This is a genomic window from Lujinxingia sediminis (assembly GCF_004005565.1).
GTDB classification, from domain to species: Bacteria; Myxococcota_A; Bradymonadia; order Bradymonadales; family Bradymonadaceae; genus Lujinxingia; species Lujinxingia sediminis.
Genome location: NZ_SADD01000011.1, coordinates 1 through 20,763 on the forward strand (window position 1 = coordinate 1; position 20,763 = coordinate 20,763).

The 20,763-nt window shown below is 63.7% G+C and carries 13 protein-coding genes and 2 rRNA genes; 11 read left to right on the forward strand and 4 right to left on the reverse strand.

Going from position 1 to position 20,763, the window contains the following annotated elements:
- The 7 genes from EA187_RS15110 to EA187_RS15140 form a co-directional block, all read left to right on the forward strand.
- Window positions 1-111, forward strand: a 23S ribosomal RNA gene (locus EA187_RS15110); the annotation flags it as partial.
- 138 nt (window positions 112-249) lie between these two features.
- Window positions 250-366: ribosomal RNA gene (gene rrf, locus EA187_RS15115) — 5S ribosomal RNA — on the forward strand.
- A gap of 236 nt (window positions 367-602) precedes the next feature.
- Window positions 603-1,817: a threonine ammonia-lyase gene (gene ilvA / locus EA187_RS15120; protein WP_127780902.1), complete on the forward strand. Its 1,215-nt coding sequence runs from the start codon at window positions 603-605 to the stop codon at window positions 1,815-1,817.
- Window positions 1,818-1,875: 58 nt separating this feature from the next.
- Window positions 1,876-2,538 (forward strand): hypothetical protein, encoded by a 663-nt coding sequence (locus tag EA187_RS15125; protein ID WP_127780797.1) that lies wholly within the window; start codon window positions 1,876-1,878, stop codon window positions 2,536-2,538.
- Window positions 2,539-2,563: 25 nt separating this feature from the next.
- Entirely contained in the window at window positions 2,564-3,349 is a 786-nt protein-coding gene (locus tag EA187_RS15130; RefSeq protein ID WP_127780798.1) for an SDR family oxidoreductase, read from the forward strand.
- Window positions 3,346-4,275 carry a tetratricopeptide repeat protein gene (locus tag EA187_RS15135; protein ID WP_127780799.1) on the forward strand — a complete coding sequence of 310 codons (930 nt, stop codon included), beginning with the start codon at window positions 3,346-3,348 and terminating at the stop codon, window positions 4,273-4,275. Before EA187_RS15130 ends, EA187_RS15135 begins: the two co-directional genes overlap by 4 nt.
- A 67-nt stretch (window positions 4,276-4,342) precedes the next feature.
- The gene (locus EA187_RS15140; protein WP_127780800.1) at window positions 4,343-4,822 is read left to right on the forward strand and encodes an FKBP-type peptidyl-prolyl cis-trans isomerase; all 480 of its coding nucleotides are present in this window, start codon (window positions 4,343-4,345) and stop codon (window positions 4,820-4,822) included.
- On the opposite strand, the gene EA187_RS15145 is transcribed toward EA187_RS15140, so the two are convergent.
- The gene (locus EA187_RS15145; protein ID WP_127780801.1) at window positions 4,813-6,408 is read right to left on the reverse strand and encodes a hypothetical protein; all 1,596 of its coding nucleotides are present in this window, start codon (window positions 6,406-6,408) and stop codon (window positions 4,813-4,815) included. The two genes, EA187_RS15140 and EA187_RS15145, sit on opposite strands and share 10 nt — an antisense overlap.
- Window positions 6,409-6,595: 187 nt before the next feature.
- The gene (locus tag EA187_RS15150; RefSeq protein ID WP_164856306.1) at window positions 6,596-8,233 is read right to left on the reverse strand and encodes a GIY-YIG nuclease family protein; all 1,638 of its coding nucleotides are present in this window, start codon (window positions 8,231-8,233) and stop codon (window positions 6,596-6,598) included.
- Between the two features lie 90 nt (window positions 8,234-8,323).
- On the opposite strand from EA187_RS15150, the gene EA187_RS15155 reads away from it, so the two are divergent.
- Complete coding sequence (locus EA187_RS15155; RefSeq protein WP_127780802.1) at window positions 8,324-10,135, forward strand: hypothetical protein; 1,812 nt, start codon at window positions 8,324-8,326, stop codon at window positions 10,133-10,135.
- Between the two features lie 98 nt (window positions 10,136-10,233).
- Here EA187_RS15155 and EA187_RS15160 read toward each other — a convergent pair whose 3' ends face one another.
- Complete coding sequence (locus tag EA187_RS15160) at window positions 10,234-10,665, reverse strand: sigma factor-like helix-turn-helix DNA-binding protein (RefSeq protein ID WP_115603607.1); 432 nt, start codon at window positions 10,663-10,665, stop codon at window positions 10,234-10,236.
- A 369-nt stretch (window positions 10,666-11,034) separates the two neighbouring features.
- Between EA187_RS15160 and EA187_RS15165 the strand changes: the two genes are divergently transcribed.
- From EA187_RS15165 to EA187_RS15175, 3 genes are all read left to right on the forward strand, one after another.
- Window positions 11,035-15,285, forward strand: coding sequence for a translocation/assembly module TamB domain-containing protein (locus tag EA187_RS15165; RefSeq protein ID WP_127780803.1), 4,251 nt, complete (start codon window positions 11,035-11,037; stop codon window positions 15,283-15,285).
- A 77-nt stretch (window positions 15,286-15,362) separates the two neighbouring features.
- Window positions 15,363-18,803, forward strand: a complete 3,441-nt coding sequence (locus tag EA187_RS15170) for a POTRA domain-containing protein (protein ID WP_164856307.1) — start codon at window positions 15,363-15,365, stop codon at window positions 18,801-18,803.
- Window positions 18,800-20,119, forward strand: a complete 1,320-nt coding sequence (locus EA187_RS15175; RefSeq protein ID WP_127780805.1) for an Lnb N-terminal periplasmic domain-containing protein — start codon at window positions 18,800-18,802, stop codon at window positions 20,117-20,119. Before EA187_RS15170 ends, EA187_RS15175 begins: the two co-directional genes overlap by 4 nt.
- Before the next feature lie 58 nt (window positions 20,120-20,177).
- Here the strand turns inward: EA187_RS15175 and EA187_RS15180 are convergent, their stop codons facing one another.
- Window positions 20,178-20,726 carry a CAP domain-containing protein gene (locus tag EA187_RS15180; protein WP_127780806.1) on the reverse strand — a complete coding sequence of 183 codons (549 nt, stop codon included), beginning with the start codon at window positions 20,724-20,726 and terminating at the stop codon, window positions 20,178-20,180.
- Between the last annotated feature and the right edge of the window lie 37 nt (window positions 20,727-20,763).

Sequence of the window (20,763 nt, forward strand, 5' to 3'; positions counted from 1 at the left end):
GGGTTAACCTGACTTAAGGTCCGTCGAAGACGACGACGTGGATAGGCGAGATGTGGAAGCACGGTAACGTGTGTAGCAGACTCGTACTAATCGACCGGGAGGCTTAACCACTTGCTTCTCTTTTAAAGCGCATCAAAGGATGCGGACACGAATCATCTGAAGTGCTCCAGGGCGTCGCGGTCTTGTTCTGTGCAGAACACGCAAAACATAAAGCGTTTACCATTCTAAAGACACTGTCTAAACAGTGTGGTTGGTGGCTAGAGCGGAGAGGGTCCACCCGATTCCATCTCGAACTCGGAAGTTAAGCTCTCCAGCGCCGATGGTACTGCGACCGAGAGGTCGTGGGAGAGTAGGTCGCTGCCAACCATTTCATTACAAAAGCCCGCCCCCTTCTACATACGTAGAAGGGGGCGGGCTTTTTTGTGTTTTCGCTTCGTGAAAAATCGGGGGTATTGAGGCGCTGTAGGTGGCGCACTGCGTCATCGATCCTGGCTGGTCGGGGGGCATTGAGCTGAGTATGCTTCGGCCGAGGGTAGGTCCGAAGCGGCGTGTCTTAATCGCAGGAGCGTAAGATGGGTGATGAGGCTAAGGGGGGCGGTGCACTGGTGAGTTTTGCGGAGGTGGAAGCGGCGCGCGCACGTGTACGCAGCTATATTCCCAGTTCGCCGTGCTCGCATAGTGAGGCCTTCAGTGCGCAGTTTGGTTGTAAGCTCTACCTGAAGCTCGAGAATTTGCTGCGAACCGGCAGTTTTAAGGAGCGGGGTGCCTGCAACAAGTTATTGCAGCTGAGCGAGGTGGAGAAGAAGCGGGGGATCATTGCTGCGTCTGCGGGAAATCATGCTCAGGCAGTGGCGCTTTATGCGACGATGTTTGGCATTGATTCGAAGATCGTAATGCCGGAGGGCACCCCGTTGGTGAAGATCTCCCGTACTCGGGGATTCGGGGGGCGAGTCGTTCTTCATGGTACGAACTTCGACGCAGCGTTTGCGCATGCGATGGAGCTGGCCGAGGCGGAGGGGCGTATTTTCATTCATCCTTTCGATGATCCGGCGATCATTGCGGGCCAGGGGACCGTGGGCCTGGAGTTGTTGGAGCAGAATCCCTACATCGATACGGTGGTAGTACCGATCGGTGGGGGAGGGCTCGCCTCAGGGATCGCGATCGCGATTAAGGAGACCAATCCAAAGGTTCGGGTCATTGGCGTTGAGGCCGAGGTGCTCGCGAGTATGAAGACGTCGATGGCGCACGGGGAAGTTGTGGAGCTTCCGCCGGCGACGACGATCTGTGATGGGATTGCGGTGCGACGTGTGGGGGATCTGGCGTTTGCGACGCTCTCGCATTACCTCGACGACGTGGTGACGGTGAGCGAGGAGGAGGTGGCGAGCGCGATTCTCGTGCTGTTGGAGCAGGAGAAGATGGTGGTGGAGGGGGCAGCTGCGGCGACGATCGCTGCGCTGACCGCTGGCAAGATAGCCAACGTGGAGGGGCGTCGCGTGTGTGCGATTATCAGCGGGGGGAACATCGATGTGAACGTGATCGCGCGTATCATTGAGAGGGGGCTTGCTGCATCGGGGAGAATATATCGGCTCGACTTGCAGTTGGCTGATACGCCGGGGGCGCTTGCGCAGGTTCTCGGCAAGATTGCGCAGCTTCGTGCGAATGTGCTGGAGATTCATCATAATCGAACCTTCGCCGACGGGGCACCTTTAGGTATGACCAATGTAGAGCTAAAGTTGGAGACGCGTGGCGTCGAGCATATCGAGGAGCTGCGTGCCGAGATGAAGGCAACCGGGTACCGGATCCTGGACCATTTGTAAGGGCCACGACGTAGGGTTCGAATGCAGGGCGTCCGATAAGGGGCGCAGGGAGACAGGTTTGAAACGAGATGCAAAACGACATGGCGGCAGGAGTGTGGGGCTGGTGATGGTGGCCGGTCTGATAACCTTTGTTGGGTGTAAGGGTGAGCCCGCCGCGGATCCCGGGGTGCCGGGCGTCGAGGCGCAGGCCAGGGGAGTTGAGCCCGGGCAGGAGGAAGCGGTGGGAGCTGCGACCTCTGGCGACGTTGTGGAGCGCAAGCATTATTACTCTCCTCATTACCTGACGCTGACCGGTGGAGACTTTGTATTTCGTACGGTGACGTTTCAGGACGTGGGGATGAAGCAGCCTGAGCCAGGGCCGATGCCTCCAGAGGTTTTTGAGACGATTGCGCACTCACTAGCCGAGAAGTTCACCGAACACGAGAAGTTGAGTTTCAGCTCGCAGGTCGATGTCGATCGTGCGTTGGAAGATCCGAACAATCACCTTTTCTGTGAGTCGGAACACCTCTATGTCGCGTTGTGGCGCGGGTATTCACCCGACCGCTGGGGCTACTCGTTGTGGTCTGGCTGTGGGGAGGAACATCAGTTCGCCTGGGAGGAGGTCCTTGATCCGGTAGGGGTGGACAAGGATGTTATCGGTTCGGTGGAGTACCTCACCGAGAGCATTGCGGAGAGCGTGAGCAAGGCCTCGGAGTCGAAGTGTTTTCTGGCCGATTGTTAACAGGACGTGTGCGGGGGCGAGCCCGATGAATGTGTTTCAAGCGGGGCTCTTTGAAGGGAAGGTCGTGCTGATCACCGGCGGGGGGACCGGCATCGGTCGAGCGTTGGCGCTGGCGTTTGGTGAGTTAGGGGCCATGGTGGTGATAGCGGCCCGGCGTGAGGGCCCGCTGTCCGGGGTGGTGAAGACGATTGAGGACCGGGGAGGGCGTGCGTGCATGTATACCCTCGATGTTCGAGACGAGGCCCGGGTCGAAGAGGTCGTTCGCGGGATCTGGCAGGACGTCGGGGGTGTGGACGTACTTGTGAATAATGCCGGGGGGAACTTTATGAGCCCTGCTGTGGCGATGAGTGCGCACGGATTTAGAACCGTGTTGGACATCAACCTGGTCGGGACATTTTTGATGAGCCAGGCGGTGGGAAGGCGTTGGCTGGATGAAGGGCGGGAGGGAAGCATCGTCAATATCAGTGCTACCAACGCTGAGTACGGCTCACCGCTGATGGCGCACTCCGGGGCGAGCAAGGCGGGGATCAACAATCTGACGCAGACGCTGGCCGTGGAGTGGGGTGGGACGGGTGTTCGTGTCAACGCGGTGTTGCCCGGTCCTGTGCGTACGGAAGGAAGTGACGAGCGTCTGTGGACGGATGCGGCGCTGGTGGAGCGGGTGGAAGAGGGGATTCCGCTGGGGCGTTTCACGACGCCCCGCGACGTGGTGGGCGTGGTGGTGTTTCTGGCCTCGGAAGCCGGGGCTTTTCTGACCGGATCGTTGATTGCGCTTGATGGTGGTGAGCGTCTACGGAGTTTGATCTTTTGAGCGAGGGCGAGAGGGTGTGGACGCGTTTGTATCCTGCGATGGTGTCGGTGTTGGGTGGGGTGGGGCTGGGGCTAGCAGTGACGTATCTGGTGGGAGCGTGGCTCTCAGCGCAGCCTGGGTGGGAGCTGTGGGCGGAGTTTTTCCGCCCCAAAGCGATGGGCCTAATGCTGGTGCCTTATGTGTTTTTGTTGGCCCATCTGTTGTTGCGTGTGCACGTGGGCCATTTTCTGCTGGGTCGTGGGGAGGTGGAAGCCGCGGAGCGCTATGCGAGTCGTCGCGGGAGGCCCTCGATGTTGCGGAGTCGCAGGGAGGCGGCGAATCAGCGGGCGGTGTGGGCGCGAGCGCTGGTGAGGCAGGGGCGCTACTCGCAGGCGCGTGAGGTGCTCCTGGGTGGGATTCGGTTTGCGCCGAGTTACTATGAGGCGGAGCTGCGCCGGTGGTTGATCGAGGTGGCGTTGCGTCAGGGAGATCACGAAGCAGTGCTGGAGCAGTTCGGTCAGCTTGGCGAGGACCTGGGTAAGGGGCACCGTCAGGCTGCGCTTCGGGCGTGTCGTGCGGAATTGGCGCTGCGTCAGGGGGATATGAAGGGATATGAAGAGGAGATGACGCGCTCGTTATGGGCAGATCCGGGGCATCCTCGGGCCGGACTTACACGAACGCTGGCGATGGTGGAGTTTGCGGGGAAGGCAGCGGAGCGCAGTGATGCGCTGGCGATGCTTGTGCTTGTCGAGGGGCGAGTTGGCGACGAGATTCCAGCGCGTAGGAGCGAGTTGGCGGCGCTGCGAGCGTGGCTTCTGGCGGCGGAGGGGCGTGAGGAGGAGGCTCGCCAGGCGCTTGAGGAGTCGTTGTCGGGTCCGCAGGACAGCTGGTCGAAGCAGGTGATTGAGAGCGTGCGCGCGGAGATTGCGACGCTGGAGCCGGCCTGAGACGAGCGCCGCGGACGGGCATCCGTAGCGGTCGAGGTCGGAGATGCGGGTAGGCAGGGATTGTCGTGTGGGGTTGGCCTACAAGGTATGCGATGGACGCGGCGAGCTGATCGAGGAAGTGACACGGTTTCAGCCGCGCTATTACATTCACGGATACGAGCAGATTTTGCCGGCATTGGAGCGTTCGTTGAGCGGGCTTGTCTGTGGGGAGCGCTTCTGCGTGACGTTGAGCCCGGCGCAGGCATTTGGGCCCTATGATGAGCGTCTCTGTCAGCGGGTGGCGCGCTGGCGATTTCCGGCGGACGTGACGCTTGTGGAGGGGGCTCGCCTGGAGTTGGGCATTGATGATCACGGCCTGGGGATCGCTGCGGGCGCGGTGATGTTTTGCATCAAGAAGGTGGAGGCCGAGGAGGTCGTCGTTGATGGAAATCATCCCCTTGCCGGCAAGGATCTCACGTTTGACGGGGAGGTCGTGGAGGTGCGGCGGGCGACGTTCAGCGAGCTAGAGGCGATGGGTCCGCCACCGGGCCAGCGTTTTCATCTCTGAAGCGATACCTGCCAGCGTAGCGAGGTGGGAGGTGTGAGTTCGGAAGAGGTCGGCTGACGCGTCGCACCGGGGGTGAGGAGTAGGCTTGTAGCGTCACTGAGCGTTCCGTCGGGTTGCCAGAGGGCCAACCGATCTTCGAGACGTTGTGAGACGGCGCGTGTGGCCAGGGAGTTTATGGCCAGGGTAGGGCGGTCTTCGCGGAACTCGAAGGTGACGAGTGCGCGGGCGAGGTCTTCATGAAGAGTCCAGTGTCCCTGGCGCTCGGGGACGAGCAGGGTGTTTTCGAAACTATCGACCAGGGGGTTCCGCGAGGCGATCAGGGGGAGGTAGGTCAGGGTGAGACGGCCGGGGCGTAGGCCTCCGGTGGTTCCCTGCTCGGGGAGGAGGTGGTCAAGGATTGTCTCCCGCGTCGGAGCGATGGCCTTGAGCTGCGGGGTTTGTGGCAACCATGAGCCCAGGTGGTACGTCGGGGCGTCGGTGGTCGGGGCGCTGGTGACGAAGGAGCGCTCTGCGAGCGTGGCGCATTCCAGCGGGGCATCGGTGTGTAGGTTGGGACCCGAAGGAGCGAGTTCGGGGGTTTCGGTCGCCAGGATGAGCTCGTAGGGCGTCTGCTCCAGGTCTTCTCGGAGCGCGGTGATGGCTGGAGAGGTCCACCAGGCCATGGGGATCACGAAGCTGGCGCCGATGTTCTGTTGAAGAAGGCCACCGTTGCCGTAGCGAGGATCGTCGGTGTTGGAGTGGCCGAAGATCAGCGCACGGATGCGCCGGGCCAATTCGTGTGCGTCGCGGGAACGACCTTCTTCCCAGGGGTCGCCGCCCCGGTTGGTGGGCTCGGCAAAGATGGGGATGAGCTGGGAGCTTGCGTCCGCGGGGCCAGCAGCTGCCAGGGGCAGAGGGGCATCGCCGTAGTGCAGTATGAGGCGAATGCGGGAGGGGGCACTGAGAAGGCTCTCGCAGTCACGAGGTAGGGCGTTGAGGCGCAGTCGCACGGGTGAAGTGGATGTGTCGAGACTGGCGACCGCGGGGCCGTCGAATGCGAGGCTCAACGGGCCGGTCGGGCTCTGCAGGGTAAGCGCGACGAGGGGCACGTCGTCCATCTCTTCAGCGGCGTTGATGCTGGCGAGAAGGTCTGCCGGGTAGGCTCGGATGGGCAGGTCGGGGAGCTCAATGGACCAGTCGCCACGGCTGAGATCGGCTTGAAGGTCGAGGATGGCGTAAGGGCTGCTTTCGGTGAACCACCAGGTGGCGTGGTCTCCGTTGTCGGCCCGGGCAGCCAGCGCGGTCCAGCCCTCGACATCCAGGTGGTGGACGTCCCAGTGATGCGGGGTCGGGGCCGGGGTGGGGGCGAGGGTCTGGCCGTCGGGGAGGCGCAGTAGGGCGGTGGTGCCGACCTCCCAGTGTAAGGTCGGCGCGTCGTCGGTCAGCGGCCAGCGTGGGGCTGCTGCAAGGGGAGGTGTGGGAGATTCGATCGCCGTGTCGAGAGGAGGATCGACCTTTTGAGGCCAGAGCAGAAGAGCGGCAAGGGCCAAAAGGAGGATGGCGGCCGCGGGAATCGCGATGCGGGGTTCTGGCGAGAAGTTGGCCATGGGCGGGCCTGCGAGGTCCGTCGATGTGAACGAGCGTGGTGGGTTCGTGCAGGTCCTGAGCAGAGGAGCTGCGCGAGGGCCGCCGGGGTTGAGGCGGGATCTCTCTGGTTGTATGCGCAGCGGGGTAAATGCGCCAGAAATTGGGGAGCGGAGTCTACTCTTGGGCGGGAGAGGTGCGGGTTGAAGGTTAGAAGAGCGTCCAGATCTCGCGCAGGGCGTCGCGTTCGTACACCCCCGATCGTGTGTGAAGTCGCAGGAGGGGGGCATCGGGGATGAGGCGTCGGATTTCAGTGGCGAGCACGCGAAGTCGGTCGTGGGTGGGACCGTCGAGCAGGGCAAGGCGCTCAAGCCAGGGTCGGGCGGGGAAGGAGGAGGAAGGGAGGTTTGTCGAGAGCGCCAGAGTGTCGCGATGGGTGATGCGGGCCTCTCGGAGCTCGATGGTGCGCAGCATGTCGGGGTGGGCCGACGGGGTCCAGAACAGGCGGGCGTCGGTGAGTTGGCTGAGGATACGGGCGCGGCGAATCTGCCAGCTCAAGTGTCGCGCGCAGGATTGCAGGCGGCGGTAGATAGCGTCTTCGTCAAGGAGGGCGATGAGCTCGGTGTCGACCCGTGTTGGGTCTGGGAAAGCGTCGTGACGCTCGCCGTCGTCGGGCTCGGGCTCGGGCTCGGGAGGAGGCCAGAGCGCGAGGCCTGCTTGGAGCCAGGCGCTGAGCGGTCCGAAGGCGTGTGTTGTGAGCCTGTGATCGCGTGCGAATCGCGTGCGGGCGAGAGTTGCCGCTTCGGTGGGCCAGGGCTCCTCCAGCGTCCAGATGGCGCGGGCCTCGTGCAGGGCGCGAAGCGAGAAGAGCGGTCCGAAGCGGAACTCGGAGGTGAGGTGATCGCAGGTTTGCGCGGCCTGGTTGAGGTATTGCGCGGGGTGGTCGCGAGGGAGGAGTGCCTGATTGTAGGGCGGAGCGAAGTGTTTGATGGCGTCGACTTCAGCCAGAGCGGCCTCAAGGGCGGTGGCATAAGCGTGTGTTTCGACGCGGGCGACCTGGGAGACGAGCTCTTTGCGAGCTTCACTGAGGCCTCGACGCGTGCGGAAGTAGGAGTTGACCCGGGAGTGAAGATCGGTGGCTTTGCCGATGTAGAGGAGGTGATCGGCGCGATCGTAGAAGTGGTAGACGCCCGGGCTTGAAGGGAGGCTCAGACGGTGCTCACGGTCGATGGCGTAACGCGATGCTGCCGCGTCGGCTGCCGGAGGTGTGGCCGGAGCCTGGAGCCAGCGATCGAGCTCTTCGAGGGTTGTGATGCCGTGCCGGTCGTGGAGCAACGCTGTGAGGTGGTGCCAGACAACGATGGTGGCCTCCAGGTGACTGGCAGCGCTGTGTTTGGCATTCAGGCGGTGGCCGAAGTAGCCGGCGATGGCCGTGAGGCCGGCGCGAGGGATCTGCGGAAGGAGGCGCCGTGCGATGGCGTGTGTACACAGCCAACGGGCGTCACAATCGGGGAGGGCATGTTCGATAAAGCGGCGCTCAAAGCGCGCGTAATGAGCGATGACCAGGGAGCCGGGCTTCAGCACAGAGGCAAACGTCTGCCAGGCGAGCGCTGATGGCAGCGCGTGCTCGCGAGGTTGATCGAGCCTGTGCATCTTTTGGACGTGGCGTGTCAGTGAGGCTTCTTCCGGTAGCTCGAAGGTCAGGCTTGAGGGTTGGCCCTGCACGCCATGTTGAAACGCGAGCTCCAGCGGGTGGGCCATCAGAGGGGAGCCACCGGTGGTCTGCAGGTCCAGGAAGAGGGCGTGGACGTTCTGAAGGGGAGAGCGTGGGGGTTGTTTTGAGGCCATTCGTCCTGTGTTAACCTTTGCAACGTGATGATGTCTGCGGCTGCCTGAGGAAGGCATGGTCGGGCGATGAGAATCTGCAGCGAGGTATCGATGCGATGGCGAGCCGGGTGGTGGGTGACGGTGTGTTTTGTGGGGATGCTGCTCCTGGGTGGATGTATCGAAGATCCGGACCTATTCCAGCCCCGGGGTGATGAGGACGCCGGGGTCTGCCAGCCGCAGGCGATCGATTGCGTGGCCGTTGGTGGTTGTGGACTCTTTGAAGACGGATGTGGTGGGGAGGTCGACTGCGGATTCTGTCCGGGAGAAGAGCGGCTGATGCTTCGGCCGGAGGCTCTGGTGCTGGAGGTCGGGGAGAGGGCGAGGATGGAGGTCTTCTGGCGCGGTGAGGCCGGCGATCGAATGACGGAGGAGTCGCTTCGTTGGATGAGCTCTTCGGATGCGGTTGAGGTGGATGCCCTGGGGAGGGTTGAGGCGGTGAGCCTGGGTGAGGCCGAGATCTCGGCCGAGTTCGAGGATGGGAGTGCTCGTGCAAAGGCTCGCGTGCAGGTGGCAACCCCGCTGGCGGAGTTGAGACTGGCGCTGGTGCCGGCACGGGTGCACGTGGCCGATGCGCGGGTGGTGGAGGTGTCATTTCTCGATGCCAATGGTGACGAGACTGCGCCGCGGTCGGTCGAGTTTTCGTCGAGCGATCCTGCGGTGATGAGCGTCGATGCGTCGGGGCGTGTCTATGGTGTGGCCAGCGGTGAGGCGATGTTGCGCGCGCGGGTCGGCGATGTTGAGGCGGAGCTCGCTGTTGAAGTGTACTTTGAGTGGAAGGATGTGGTTGCGGGCGGGGCGTTTAGTTGCGGGCTTTCGGCGGTGGGGCAGGCGTATTGCTGGGGGGTAAACACGCGCGGGCAACTCGGCGACGGGACGCTGGAGGGGCGCGCGGAGCCCCGGGCGGTGCAGGGGGATCTTCGTTTCGAGCGACTGAGCGCCGGGCAGTCTTTTGCGTGCGGTCTGAGCGCCGTGGGGAAGACGTATTGCTGGGGGGGCAACGGTGCGGGGCAGGCCGGAGTGCCCCGCACGCAGGATACAACGCAGGTGCTCGTGCCCACCCGGCTGGTACGGCGTATGGCAAACGGGGAGGAGGACGTGATGTTGGAGATGTTTGATTCTGCCGCGGCCTACACCTGCGGCGTTGTGGCGAGTTCGCAGGGCGTGATGTGCTGGGGAGTCAACGATAATGGGCAGATCGCGCGCGCGCCCGGCGGTGAAGGCGACGCCTTTTTTGATACGCCTATGCCGATAGGTGACACTTCCTTTAGGGCGGAGCAGGTGGCCACAGCGCATGCGATGGCGTGTGCGCAGCGCGCGAGCGGTGAGATTGCCTGCTGGGGAAATCAGGATGTGATGAAGCTGGAGTTTCGGGAAGACGTTGCCAACATCGTGACCTCGCCAGCCCTTCTGGCCACGGAGGTGCGTTTTGATGTGATGGAGGGAGGGGCGCAGCATTTCTGCGGGTTGAACGCCGCCGGTGAGCTGTTTTGCTGGGGAATGAACCCCAACGGCGAACTCGCCAGCGGGGATGGAAACGATCGGGGCGCGCCGCAGCTGGCCGACACGACGTCGCGCTATGTTGAGCTTGCCGTGGGCACGCGTCACGGTTGCGCGATCACCGCGGATCGTGCGCGACTGGAGTGCTGGGGAGCCAATGACCAGCGTCAGATCAGTGAGGATGGGGGCAAAGCTGAAGCACCGCGTGAGGTCGGGCTGGGGGTGACGGGCTTTAAGGCGGTGAGTGCGGGCAGGACGCATAGCTGCGTGGTAACGCAGGACGGAGAGCTGCTGTGTTTTGGGCGCGGCGATGAGGGGCAGACCGGTCCGGGAGAGGGATGGTTGCGTACCTTGCGACGTTTCTGATCCCGGTGGGGGCGGGCAGGCTGGTTTGACGTAACAAAAAAGCGCGCCCGAGAGGGACGCGCTTTCTTTCTTTTGAGCATTTATGTGGGGGCAGACGCTTAATCGTCGTATTCGTCTCGCAGCTTCTCCAGGCCGGTGGCCTCGACCTGGCGGATGCGTTCGCGGGTGAGGTTAAGCAACTCGCCGACCTCCTCAAGGGTGATGCCACCGCGGTCGGCCACGTCCAGCGCGCAGGTCTCGGAGAGCTCCCAGACTTCCAGTCCGGGGAAGTTCAGCTTGATCGAGCCCGTGTGCGGGTTGACGTCGAGGTAGAGGTGGTATTTGCAGGAGACGTAAGGGCAGGGGCGCTCCGCCATGCGGCATTGGTCGCGGTGGGCGGGGCGCTTGCTCTCAATGGATTGGAAGACCTCGGCGATCTCCTGGCGTTCGGCCTCCGAGAGCTTCTTGAGGGCGATCGTCTTGCTACGACGAAGCCCTTTGCGGGCGCCGCGTTTGTTTGCGGTGCGCCGTCGCTTCTTGTTCTCAGCCATGCGCGTCGACTGCCTCAGGGGGGAGCGGGTGTGGAAAAACTCCCGCCGAAGGTAAGCCGGGGCTCTCGGATGTGTCAACTGCGCTGGTGTCGGGGTATTTCAGCTCCGGGGGGCGAAGGTGCATGGGACGTGTTCTGGACCGGTGTTGCGGGAGCCGGCAGACGTATGCCATGGCGATTGATGAAATCGGCGCGCGGTGACGTCTCAAAGGTCGGCGTGCCGGGGCGGCCGGATTCTCGGGTGGGCTGCGCTCGGAGCGCGGGCGCAATGGTGTTAGAGTGGCGGCGTTCGGTACGGGCCGCTCTGGAGGGCTACCCGGGATTCGCCGCAAGGAGGGGCCGTCGAAGACGGCCTGGCAGTTGAGCGACGATGGCACTTCTCGATGACATTCAATTTCGGGTCTACCGAAGTTACGTGAAGATCCCGCTGGTCTTCTTTTTGCCGGCGCTCATGCTGATGAGCCTGTGGGCGCTCGTGTACTTCGGGGCGAACCAACCGGCAAGTTGGCGGCTGGTGGAGGGGCAGCTCCACCGGGTGCTCGGGGGCTACATTGAGTTTGAGTATGCCCGGTTGAGCCCGGGCCTCACCCGGTTGAGGGGCTATGAGGCGCGGATGCTCACACCTCAACGAGAGCCGGTGATCGAGGTTCCGGAGCTGCGTGCCGACCTCAGCGCGCTGATGCTGCTGGGGGGGCGCCTGGAGTTTGAGGAGGCCTACGTCCGCGAGCCGCGTGTGGGCCTGTATTTCAATGAGGAGGGCGAACTCAATATTCTGCGGGCGCTGGGGGTAGATAAGCGCGAGGACGATGAGGAGAAGGGCGCTCCGCTGTCTGTGGGCTTTTCGCGGGTGCATCTTCAGGATGCGGATTTTGAGTTCGCAGAGACGCGCTTCGACTTCCGGGTGCCGGACATCGTGATCGACGGGGGCAGCGTGTATGTGGAGCCGGAGACGGTGCTCATCAGCGTCGATGCGCTGGACATCGCCCGGGCGGATTTTCGTTTTAAGCCGGAGCTGTTCCGCTTTGCTCAGGAGCGCGGCGACTGGACCTTTGAGGTTCGCGACTTCTCGTTGCGCGGCTGGCAGTGGGCCAATCAGGGCTTTGCGGTCGAGGAGGTTGTCGCCGATATCGAGGGCTTTGGCCTGCGTTTCGGGGGCACGATGTCCTTTCCGGATGAGGCGATCGCCGGCGGGGGAGGGATGTTTTACGACGCCTGGGGGCAGCTCTCCGCGCCCTACCACAGCCCGCTACTTCATTATTTTCTGCAGGATAATCTGCATTTTGACATCGAGCGCCTGGATCTGGAGGTGACCGGGAGTCTGGAGCAGATTCAGGGGCATGGGGAGGTGAAAGCGGCGGTGCTGGAGGGCAACGGGCTCTTCTTTGAGGATGTGGAGGGACGTCTTCAGTTGAACAACCGCTTTGTGACGACCAGCGATCTTCGGGCGTCGTTTTATGAGGGGGATCTTGAGGTATACGAGGCGTTTTTCAACATCCTGGAGCAGCGTTTCGGGGCGTACGCGCGGATGAACGATGTGGACCCGGCGCTGGTAGCGCTGGATCTCAAGCAGGATCAGCCTTTTTTGCACGGGAAGATGAGCGGGGAGGCGATGCTCACCGGGGAGTTGCCGGTGGGCTCGGAGTTTGATCCGGAGCGGCCCTATGCGCTTTTGCACGCCGCGCACAGCCGCTTTTTGCAGGTGGAGGTGGCAAGCCAGGTGCGTCTGGTGCGCGACAATGATCTGCTCTTCCCCAACCGGGAGCTTGTGATGGAGCGGGGCAGTCAGGTCTGGCTGGACGCCTGGCGGGTGGGGGTGCCCTATGCGCGGGTTCGCTCGGGAGGGGACCGTCTGCAGATGCGCGGATACATTCAGGATATCGCATCGATGCGGCTTGCGGAGTATGCGCGGCCGCCGCGTTTCTGGGGCACCCTGGCCGATATGGCGCCCTATGCGGACTATTACGGGATGGGGGGCCTGAGCGGGCCGGCGTCGATCGACATGACGATGGCGGGCTTTGTGGGCAGCCCACAGCTTGAGCTTGAGCTGCGCATGGAGGAGCCGGGCTGGCGCCTGGATGCGACCAACACGTTGAGGGGAGAGAGGCTGGCGCTCGATCTGAAGATCGCGCAAGGCGATGTGATGATTACCCGCGGGGAGTTTGACTCCAACTTTGGCACCCTGCGCGCCAGCGGACGGGTGGGCTGGATGGCCGGGCCGCCGGAGCCGGGAGCGCCGCAGCCCTGGCCGGTCTGGGAGCAGCGCGCGCGTCAGCCGGTCGATCTCGATGTGGAGGTGCGGGGGTTGGAGCTGGGGCTGCTCAGCGGTGAGATTCATCCGGAGTTGATGGCCTCGGGTAAACTCGACGCGGAGGTGGAGCTGGGCGGGGCGTTGCAGGGGTTTGCCGGGAGCTTTGATGCGCGCTGGGAGGGGGGCTCGTTACGCGGGCAGATGGTGGAGCGCGCGCGCGCGCGGGGGGCGTTCAGTCCGAAGGGCGTCGTGCTGGAGCGGAGCTGGGCGAACTTCGGTCCGGCCGGTCGGCTCAGTCTTGAGGGGCGGTATGACTACGATGGTGTGCTCGATATGGAGCTGGAGGGGCAGTCGATGGAGCTGGGGCAGGTGCGTGAGCTTCAGAGTCTGCCGATGGCGCTCAGCGGCCAGGCGCGCTTTCATCTCAAGGGGCGAGGCACCACCGAGGAGCCGATCTTCTCGGGGGGGGCTGAAGTCGAGGATCTGGCGCTGGACGGTCGGGTTTACGGGGATGTCGCCGCCGCGATTCATACCCTCGACGGAGTGGTGCATCTGGCCGGGGGGCTTCTTCCCTGGGTGTCGGTCTCTATGGAGCTTCCGCTCGACGGGGAGTCGCCTTATTACGCGCAGGTGGGCATGGAGGAACTCAACTTGATGGCCTTTATGCCGGAGCTTCGTGACAACGCGATGCTTGATGAGGCGCAGGCCACCGGGGTGAGCGAGGTCTTTATCGAGCGGGACTTCTCGCGCTATCAGGCGCTCTTCTACCTGACGCAGCTCCAGGTCGAGAGCCGCGAGCGCACCATCACCAACCGGGGGCCGGTGGCGGTGGGGTATAATAACGGGGAGCTGATTCAGTTTCAGCAGGCCACGCTGGGGAGCGGGGGGCGTTACTTCAATCTCACCGGCGGGGTGTTGCTCGACCCGCAACTTCTCGATGTTCGGGTGGAGGGAGAGGTTGACCTGGGCCTTCTGGAGAGCGTGCGGGCGGGGTTTCCGGAGTACTTCCCCGACTTTTTTGTGGAGGCCACCGGCAGCGCTCGGATGGACATGCGGGTGAGTGGTCCGCCGGAGAACGTGCTGGCCGAAGGGGTGATCGACTTCGGCCCGAGCGACTGGGATGTGCGTTTTTTGCCCGAGCCCATCGCCTTGCAGGGCGGGCAGATGATCTTCAGCGATCAGGGCATCGAGATCCCGCGGGATCGGCCGCTGGCCGGGGTCGTCATCGGGGGACAGACGCGGGTGGCGGGCACCATCGGGTACCTCTCCAACCAGCCGCGCACGCTCGATCTGCAGATGTGGAGTCATAATATGAGCTACCGCATCCCGGAGATGATGCAGCTGGCCTTTGATACCAATCTGCGTATGCAGGCCACCGACTGGCAGCGCTGGGAGACGTGGTTTGTCACCGGTGATTTAAACATCCTGGACGGGCTCTACACCCAGCGGGTGCGCATTGTGGAGCAACAGCTGGCCGGGCGCGTGCTGGGGGCGTTCAATCGGCGCGCGCAACGCTATGAGCAGAGCCTCTTTGAGATGATCCCGGCGCTCAATGATGTGCGCTTTGATATGAACGTGCGCGCCCGTGACGGCTTCCGGTTGCAGAGTCTTGTGGAGCGGCTGGAGCTGGATCTGGAGTTTCGATTCGACTTGAGGGTGCGCGACACTCTGGTGGCCCCGCGCATCACCGGCACCGTTGATGTCATCGACGGGGAGGTGGCGTTTCAGGGGGAGTCGTTCGAGGTGCGTTCGGGGACGGTGCGTTTTGATGATGATGTGGGCAACCCCTACCTGGACATTGTGGCCGGTGCCGATGTGCGCAATACCTGCCGGGAGTCGGACTTTCTCGATGAGCTCAGCTCGAATATGACGTTGAGCTCCAATCTCGACGCCACCGGTCAGGAGTATTATCACATCATCATGAACATCCGCGGGTATCTCGATAACCTGGATCTGCTTATGGAGAGCAACCCCTATGCGGATCAGCGCGATATTTTGAGTCTGCTGCTGACCGGGTGCACGGTCGATCAGCTCACCGCGTCGAGCGCCAGCCGCCCGACGCTGGAGATCGCGCTGGGGCCCCTGCTCGGGCGACTGGAGCGGGAGATTCAGGATGTGGTCAAGGTCGAGGAGTTCACGATCATGCCCGGTGTGGAGCGCACCCAGGTGCGCATTGGCGATACGTTGACCCGGCGGCTCTCCTGGCGTTTTCAGCTGGATACGGGCTTTGCCGACGCCACCGGCGGGCAGCTCTACCAGCTGGAGTATCGCTTGAGTGACCACTGGTCGACCGAGCTCAGCGAGCGCAGCCGTACGGAGACCAATCAGTTTTTGATCGACTTGAAGTTGCGCTACCGGCTGCCTTTGGACTGAGGGGGGCGGGCAAAAAGTGTCGGTGTGGCGTGTGGTCGGGGCATGAGCCCCGGCGACAGATGTGGGCCGGAGCGGGTGTGAGTGAGGTTGGTGGACAGGTTTGGCGAGGGGGCTGGCAGGGCGTAGTGCTGAGTGTGTTGCTCTGTGCTCTATGGCTGTCGACGATGCCCTGTGCCTATGCCCAGGAGAGCGAGGGGGGAGGTGGGCAGGCGGATCGGCCTGCGGTGCCCGAGCGGTCTCAACCTCTGGACGCAGCGGAGGCGCAGGCGCCTCCTTCGCAGACCTCTGCATCGGGGACCTTGCGCGGTGCCCCGGGCGGGGTGGGCGTGCCGGTGAGTCCGCTCAACCCCCTCACCGAGATCTATGAAGCGCGCGAGGCCCGGCGTGCGATCGATCAGGAGTTTGAGGGGCTTCCGATCGGGCGAGTGGCCTTTCGTTGCGATCTGGAGCTGTGCCAGCGTCCGCTGGGCGTGGATCGCTTCCGCGAGTTAAGCGGGCTCTATGTGGGGCAAACCTACAGCCCTCAGGCCATTGAGCGGGCGGAGCGCCGTTTGCTCAAAACCGGGTTCTTCTCGGCGGTCACCGTGGAGCGACGTCGGGTAGGCGCTTCGGTGTTCGTGGCGTTGGAGGCGCAGGGGGCAGTGCTGATTCGTCGGGTGGGCTTTGAGGGGCTTAACCCCCCGCCCTTTGAGACGGAACTTCGTAAGGTGCTGATGTACCGCCCGGGCCAGGTCTTTCTGGAGAGTGCAGAGCGGGCTCAGGCGCAGCTTGCGAGCCTTGCGGCGATCTTTGAGCGGGAGGGCTACTACGACACCGAGGTGCGCATGGTGGTCAACCCGGTGGAGGGGGAGCGCCACCTGGTGGATCTGGTGTTTGAGGTGGCACGCGGTCAGGAGCGTTCGATCTGCGAGATCGGCCTGCGCGGGGTGCGGGGGATGACCGCCGCCCGGGCTCAAGATCTGCTGTTGAGCGATGTCTCGGTGCTCTCGCGTCGCGTGCCGCTCCTGCTGCCGACGTACACCACCGAGACGGTGCGTCAGGGGCGCGACGCGCTGATCGCCGAATACCGCCGCCTGGGCTACTTCCGTGCCCGTGTGGTCGATCAGCAAGTCGAGGAGTATGGCGATGAGGGCTGCGTGCGTCTGCTCTTCGAGATGGACGAGGGGCCCTTCTGGGCGCTGAGCTTTGAAGGCAGCCGACTTTTTGATGATGCGACACTCACCGCCCAGCTGCCCTTTTTTGCGTCGGGCTATGTTGACGCCGATGAGATTCGGGCCGCAGAGAGCGCGATCCGTCAGCTCTACGAGACGCGAGGCTATCCCTTCGCGCGGGTGCAGGGCGAAGAGAGCGCCGAAGATCGTCTCAATCGTGCGCTGCGCTTTGAGATCGAGGAGGGGCCTCAAGTGCAGATCAATGAGGTGCGCATTCACGGGGCGCGGGCCTTTTCGGAGGCGGAGCTGCTCTCGGAGTTCGGTACCCAGGCCTTTGGCATCTTTGATACGGCGGGTTTTCTTCAGACCGACCGCCTGCTGGCCGACATGAGCGCACTGGAAGAGCGGATGCGGGCGCAAGGCTACCTGCAGGCGCTCTCGCCGATTTTCTTGCTGGAGGTCAATGACTCCGGTGCCGGGATGCGGGTGCGAGTGGAGGTGCGCCAGGGCCCGCAGACCCTTGTGGATCGGGTGGATCTTGAGGGCGCCCGGGCGCTGCCCGCGGGGACCCTGGAGGCGATGCTTTCGGTGAAGCCGCAGGATCCCTTTGTGCCGGTGAATGTGCGCGCCGACCAGTCGCGGATCTCGCAGTATTACGGCGCGATCGGCTATCCGCTGGCCAGGGTCACAACGACCTGCCGGCTGCTCACCGGGGAGGAGGTTCCCTGTGAGGCGCCGCAACTGCCGCAGACCTGTCGCGCGATGAGTTTTGCGGAGTTGGAGCGTGGCCGCTGTGAGTGGCGTGAGGGCGTGAACGCGGCGCTGGCCTGCGAGCGCGTGGAGCGCAGCCCGGTCTGCGAGTTCTCTGGCGGGGTGATGGCCGAGGCGGTGCGGGTGCAGCACACCATTGAGGAGGGCCCCCGGGTGCGCGTTGGCGAGGTGCTGCTTAAAGGCAACTTCCGCACGCGCTCCTCGGTGATCTACCGCGAATTGCCCCTGAGCACCGGGGACCGCTTCGATGTGCAAAAGCTCATCGAAGGCCAGGGCAATATGCGCCAGCTGGGGCTCTTTGATTCGGTGAGCATTGAAACCATCGGCCTGGAGAACGTCGACGCGGGGGCCGATGAGATCGAAGCGGCGCTGATCATCAGCGTGGAGGAGTCGCGGGCGCGCTTTGTGGAGTTTAGTGTGGGGCTGGAGGGGCGCGACTTGCTTGGCGATAGTCGACGGCTGCTTCTGACCGGTGAGGCGCAGTATACCGACAACAACCTCCTGGGCACCGGTCAGCGTTTTCGGCCCCGGCTGATCTCGGCGGTGGATACGCTGGAACTCGCGCAGCTTGCGCGTGCCGCCGGGGCTGGCGAGACCGGGGAGCGAGGGCTGGATTACCTCTTCGGGGCGGAGCTCATCTACAGTCACCCGCGCTTTTTAAAGAGCCAGACCGGCGTCGATAAGCTCTTTCTGACGATCACGCCCTTCTATCTGCTCGATCTGCTCGGGGTGACCAACGATCAGGTGCTGCGTGAGGAGTGGGGGCTCAGGCTGGAGCTGCGCAAGGAGCTTGAGGAGATCGCCGACCGGCTCTATCTGACCTTCGGAGTGGAGGCCAAGCAGGCGGCGACCTGGACGGCCAACGATCCGCGCATCGCCGGTGAGCGCATCTTCTCACCCAGGCGCGCCACCGCGAAGTTGTTGCCGGAGATCAACTTCGACCGCCGCGACAGCCCGCTCAATCCGCGCTCCGGATATTATGTGGAGGTTAAGCCGGAGCTGGTCAGTGGAGACGCCTTGAGCCAGGACGGCGAAGATCTCATCGGCGACAGCTACCTGCGCCTCTCGGCGGCTCTCAGCGCGTTTTTCAGTCTGGACGGGCGCGGGGATTACGTACTGGGGCAGGGGCTGCGCTACGGGCAGATCGTGCCCTTTGCCGAGCGCCAGAGCCTGGTGCCCCCCGATGAGCGCTTCTACCTGGGCGGGGTGGGCACGGTGCGCGGTTTCCCCACCAATGTGCTCGGGCCGGTGGGCGCGCGTCAGCAGCCGCTGGGCGGCGAGCTGACGATGAGCTATACCGCCGAGCTGCGCTACCCGCTGATCAAGGAATGGAGCGTGTACGGGGCAACGTTCTTCGACGCCGGGCTGCTCGTTGACTGCTTCGATGAGGCCGGTCGGCGCAGCTCCGCGCAGTGTTTTGCCAACGCCTTTCCCGATCAGGCGCCCCTCTCCCGGGTGCGCACGTCAGCCGGGCTGGGCCTGCGCTATGTGATCTTTGACCAGATTCCTCTGCTCTTTGACTACGGTGTGGTGCTCGATCGCCGCCCTGGAGAGGGCTTTGGGAGCCTGCACTTTAACCTCGGGTATTCGTTTTGAGTCGACAGAAGCGATGGGGCCACTCCGGGTGGCAGAGGGCGTTGTTGCCACTGATGGCGATGATGGTGATGGCGGCGGCGCTTCTGGGAAGTGCGCGTGAGGCCCAGGCCTACAACACGCCCTGGGGCAAGGGATTAAGCCGCCCGGAAGACCTGGTGATAAGCCTGGCGACCTTTAGCCCGGGCGATCAAATCCCACAGTGGTTCGGTCACACGGCACTCGTCGTGGAAGATCGCCGCTTTAACACCTCGCGCCTCTACAACTACGGGATGTTCTCGTTTGGCGACGGGATGTTGATGAACTTCGCGATGGGGCGACTGCTCTTCTGGGTGGCACCGGCCCCTGTGGCGCCGACCTACCAGTTTTATATCGCCGAAGATCGTGACGTGCGTGTGATCGAGCTCAACCTGCCACCGGAGACTCGGGCGGAGGTGGCGGCGTTTCTTGCCGATAACGTGCGCCCGGAGAACCGCGAGTACCTCTACCATCATTATGACGATAACTGCGCCACACGGGTGCGCGATATCATCGATCGCTCCGTCGGCGGGCAGTTCAACGATGCGTTCGACCAGGCCGATTCCCTGACCTTGCGAGGCCATACGCGGCGCCACTCCCAGCACCTTAAGCCGATGGACTGGCTCTTGATGTTCCTGATGAACAACGAGATCGACCGGCCCATCGCGGTCTGGGACGCGATGTTCTTGCCCGAAGTGCTTGAAGAGGCAGTGCTCGACTTTGAGTATGTCGATGAGGAGGGCAACACGCAGCCTCTGGCGCTTCGAACCCATCGGGTCTTTGAGTCGAGTCGCGCGCCCACGCCCGAGACGCCGGCGACGCACTGGCCCTTCTGGGCGGGCGTGGGCGTGCTTCTTGGCGCGCTGAGCACGCTGCTGGGCTGGCGAGCCTCACGCCACCCCGGCCGGCGCGGGCCCCGGGTGGTCTTCGGCCTGGTGTTGGGCGCGGTGGCCGGCGTGTTCGGGCTGGTGGGCACCGGCCTCTTTGTGATGGCGGCGATGACCGACCATACGGTGACCTACTGGAACCTCAACCTCCTGCTGGCCAACCCACTGACCCTGCTCGGGGCCTTCTTTGCGCTGCGGGTGGCATTCGGCAGCGAGGGCAGCCGTGGGGGACTTCGCCTGATCTGGCGCGCGCTCGCTGCGCTCGCGATCCTCGGGTTACTCGCTCAGCTGGTGGGACTTATCTGGCCGACGATCTTCCAGAATATGCTCCTGCCCCTCGCGCTGCTGCTCCCCTGGGTGTTGGGGGCTGCGGCCGGTGTGGAGCTTGCCTGCCGCAGACGCCAGGCTGCCTGAGATTGAGCGCGATGCGCCGGGGGAGCGCCCCCGGTCGAGCGTATCGCCGTGCGCCGTCTCAATGCCCGAAGACCTGCACCCAGTAGGTTGAAAAGGGTGCGCCGGACGCGCTGTCATAGAGGCCCACGCCGAGATAGCGCGCCCGGGGATTCATCAACACCCGGCAATGATCGTCGGAGTCCAGCCATCCCCGCACCAGGGACTCGCCGAGGCGAAAGGTCGCGGCGATGTTCTCACCTACGGGCTGCCCCCCAAAACCGGCGCGTTCGGCCCGCTCCACAAAGTCGCTGCCATCGCTTCCGGTGTGGCTGAGCGCGTCCATCGTCGCCAGATCGTGCGCGTGGGCGGTGGCCGCCATCGCCAGGGCTTCATCCGTCTCCACCGCTCCCACCGCCTCCATCCAGCCGTGCTCTCCGCAGTCCTGCGCGCGGGCGCGGGCGCGGTTGGTCGCCTCCACCACCTGCGCGATGCGCACCTCGCGCGGGGGGCGCTCCAGATCGTCGATCTCCCAGTGCTCCCCGGGATCACGGAGCGGATCGACCCCTTCAGCCGGAGGTACGCATCCCGCAAAGAGTGCCGCCCTTAAAATGCTAAAAAAATGTAACAAGGTGCGGGCGCGCCAAGGTTTTCGAACGACGTCTCGA

Bases quoted from the DNA above. Each gene is read 5' to 3' on its own strand.
- EA187_RS15155 (WP_127780802.1), top strand. From the start codon at position 8,324: ATGCGATGGCGAGCCGGGTGGTGGGTGACGGTGTGTTTTGTGGGGATG.
- EA187_RS15165 (WP_127780803.1), top strand. From the start codon at position 11,035: ATGGCACTTCTCGATGACATTCAATTTCGGGTCTACCGAAGTTACGTG.
- EA187_RS15145 (WP_127780801.1), bottom strand. From the start codon at position 6,408: ATGGCCAACTTCTCGCCAGAACCCCGCATCGCGATTCCCGCGGCCGCC.
- EA187_RS15160 (WP_115603607.1), bottom strand. From the start codon at position 10,665: ATGGCTGAGAACAAGAAGCGACGGCGCACCGCAAACAAACGCGGCGCC.
- EA187_RS15130 (WP_127780798.1), top strand. From the start codon at position 2,564: ATGAATGTGTTTCAAGCGGGGCTCTTTGAAGGGAAGGTCGTGCTGATC.
- EA187_RS15150 (WP_164856306.1), bottom strand. From the start codon at position 8,233: ATGGCCTCAAAACAACCCCCACGCTCTCCCCTTCAGAACGTCCACGCC.